The organism is Frankia sp. CoWAU3, from assembly GCF_977971855.1.
In genome coordinates this window covers 19611-22634 of the sequence record NZ_CDWWXB010000018.1, presented here as the reverse complement: position 1 = coordinate 22634, position 3024 = coordinate 19611, and the positions used below count along the sequence as shown (strand labels likewise).

Here is a 3024-nt window from a genome sequence, read left to right as displayed (position 1 = left end):
GCGGCCCCCGCGGCATCGTGGCAGGGATCTCTACGGGGCCCGGTTCCTCTTCCACGGTCCCGGCTACCAGGGCATCCATCGGATCGAGGCGATCGCCCCGACCGGTATCCGGGGGCGTCTGCGGGTACCGCCGGCGTCTGGCGCCCTGCTCGACAACGTGGGCCAGCTCTTCGGCTACTGGGCGATGGAGCATCTGTCCGACGACTCCCTCCTGCTCCCGCAGTCCCTGGCCGACGTGCAGTTCCACGGCCCGGCGCCGGTGGAGGGCGACCTGGTGGACCGCGTCGTACGGATCCGGCAGGTGGCCGAGCGCACGGTGACCGCGGACATGGAGGTGCGGCGGGCCGACGGACGTGTCTGGGCGGTCATCACCGGGTGGACCGACCGCCGGTTCGCCAACGACGACGTGCTCTGGGCGATGGTGCGTGCGCCGGAGTTGAACACGGTGGCCCAGCCCTCCGGTGAGGGCTGGGTGGTCGCCGTGGACCGCTGGCCCGACGCGGCCTCGCGGGAACTGATCGTGCGCCACTACGCCGATGCCGCCGAGCGTGCCCGGCTCGCCGCGCTCAACCCCAGGGCGGCACGCGGCCGGCTGTTGGGACGGATTGCCGCCCAGGACGCAGTCCGGCGATGGCTGTGGGAACGGGGAGCGGGGCCCGTCTGGGGGATCGAGGTCGGGATCCGTAACGACGACGTGGGTGCCCCGGTCATCACCTCCCTGCCGGCGCGGCCGGGTGTCCCAGCGCTCGACCCCCCGGGGGTATCGCTCGCCCACAAGCCGGAGCTCGCCGTGGCCTTGGTCGCCGCGGACGGGGAGGTTGGCATCGATCTTGAGCGGATCGTGTCCCGCGCCGCCGGGGTCGAGAAGGCGGCCCTGGCGCCCACCGAACTGCGCCTGCTCGACCGGGTCGCCGGCACCGATCCTCACCGGCGGGCCGTGTGGTTCACCCGGCTGTGGGCGGCGAAGGAAGCGGCGGCGAAGGCCGACGGAACGGGCCTCGCCGGCCGTCCACGTCGGTTCGTCGTGGACGGCCCCCATCCCTTCCCGGGGAAGGCCCATTCCCCGGGAAGGGATGGGCTCGCGTCCTCCCCGGTGGGGGGCACCCCGCCTGACCTGGTCCGGGTCACCGTCTACGGGGATGGTCCCGACGGGTCGGTGCCGGAACGGACCCGGTGGGTGGCCTTGCGTACGGTGGACGCCGCCGGCCGGATTCAGCCGGAACCGACCGGCCCGGCGCCCCGCGAGGGCGGGGTATCGCCGTCGCGGCGTCAGGACGCTGTGGGCGATGACGCCTCCACCGGAAGAGTCGATATCGCTACCGTCAGTTATGTAGTCGCCTGGACCTCCCCCGAGGTCGAGGCGCATGGTCTCCAGAGCCAGAAGGAGTGTTGATGATGTCTGCGCCGAGCACGACGAGGCAGGGTTCTCCCGGCCCGGATCCGGACGACCGCACCGACGCCGTCACGCGGGCCGAGGCCGAGGCCCGGATCCTCGGTGAGGTCACGGAGCTCCTGCGGGAGGTGATCGGGGAGGAGTACGTCGTGGACATGGAGATCACGATGGCCACCTCGTTCAATCAGGATCTCGAGCTGGAGAGCATCGAGTTCGTGGCGCTGGCCGACCGGCTGCGTGGGTGCTACGGCGAGGCGGTGGACTTCGTCGGCCTCCTTGCCGACATGGACGTCGACCAGGTGATCAACATGCGGGTCGGCGAGGTCGTCCGCTTCATCGTCGACAGCCTCCCGACGCTGGCGCCGGCGGGATCGGCCTGAAGGCCCGTGGCTGAGATCATCGCGAACGGGATCCGGCTGCACGTGCAGCGACTGGCGCCCAGGGGCGGAGCGTCCACGGACTCGCCGGTCGTCGTGATGGTGCACGGCATGGTGATGGACAACATCTCCAGCTTCTACTTCACGCTGGGCAACTGCCTCGCCGATGCCGGCTGCGACGTCATCTGCTACGACCTGCGCGGCCACGGGCGCAGCGAGCGGACCCGCAGCGGCTACGAGCTGGCGGACTCGATGGCCGATCTGCTCGGGCTGCTCGACGAGCTCGGGGTGGATCGCCCGGTGCACCTGGTGGGTAACAGTTACGGCGCCACGATGGCGCTGGCTTTCGGGCTGGAGTTCACCTCCCGGGTGGCGAGCCTGACGCTGATCGAGCCGCCGTTCCTGATCGAGGGTCTCGGCGAGGAGATGGCCCGATCGCTGACCCAGATCCTCGTCGCGATGACCGACGAGGAGGTCCAGGAGTGGTTGGACAACGGCGCCGGACGCGTGGCCAGCCGCGCCACCCGGGCCGCGCAGCGGCTGCTGCAGGAGACGACGATCGCCACCGACATGCTGGCGACTCCGCCGTTCTCCACCGAGGCGCTGGCCGCGCTGAACGTCCCGGTGCTCGCGGTGTACGGGGAGAACTCCGACATCATCGGGCAGGCTGCGGGCCTGGCCGCGCTGGTGCCCGAGTGCACCCTGATCGTCCTGGAGCACCACACGCACATGGTGCTGCGGGAGGCCGCGCACTACCTGCGGGACCTGATGCGGTGGTGGTTGTTCCGCCGCCAGACGCCGCCGCCGCCCTACGTGCGCGCGAACGGCCGGCGCTTCGCCACCCCGGACTGGGTGACGCAGCGGGTGCCGCCGCCCGATCTCAACGCCGAGCGCCGGCCGGCCCCGATCTCGGCCGACGCGGCAGTTGCGGCCGGCGAGGGGCGTGAAGGGCGAGGGGCGTGAGGAGAGTCTGATGAGCCGCGCGCTGTTCGTGGTGCCGCCCCTGACCGGGCATGTCAACCCGGCGGTCGGGGTCGCCGCCGAGCTGGCCGCCCGTGGTCACGAGGTGGCGTTCGCCGGGTACGCGGGCGTCATCGGATCGTTGATCCCGCCGGAGCTGCCCCTGCTGGCGTTACCCGAGGCGGGCCTGGGCGAGAAGTGGTCCCGGATCCAGGACGCGTCTCGGGCGCTGCGGGGGCCGGCGTCGCTGAAGTTCCTGTGGGAGGACTTCCTGCTCCCGCTCGGCTCGATGAT

3 protein-coding genes and 1 pseudogene are annotated in these 3024 nt (G+C 71.6%); all 4 read left to right on the top strand.

All coding sequences use genetic code 11. From position 1 onward, the window contains the following. A partial coding sequence (locus AC08ON_RS03675; protein ID WP_476616450.1) for a 4'-phosphopantetheinyl transferase superfamily protein occupies window positions 1-1393 on the top strand: 1393 nt, incomplete at its 5' end. After that, window positions 1393-1773 carry an acyl carrier protein gene (locus AC08ON_RS03670; RefSeq protein WP_476606428.1) on the top strand — a complete coding sequence of 127 codons (381 nt, stop codon included), beginning with the start codon at window positions 1393-1395 and terminating at the stop codon, window positions 1771-1773. The genes AC08ON_RS03675 and AC08ON_RS03670, both read left to right, overlap by 1 nt. A 6-nt stretch (window positions 1774-1779) precedes the next feature. After that, on the top strand, window positions 1780-2733 hold the full coding sequence (locus AC08ON_RS03665) for an alpha/beta fold hydrolase (RefSeq protein ID WP_476606427.1): 954 nt from the start codon (window positions 1780-1782) through the stop codon (window positions 2731-2733). Between the two features lie 10 nt (window positions 2734-2743). Beyond that, window positions 2744-3024: pseudogene (locus AC08ON_RS03660) on the top strand (glycosyltransferase); the annotation flags it as partial.

Excerpts from the sequence above, each read along its gene's own strand:
- AC08ON_RS03670 (WP_476606428.1), top strand. The coding sequence starts at position 1,393 with ATGATGTCTGCGCCGAGCACGACGAGGCAGGGTTCTCCCGGCCCGGAT.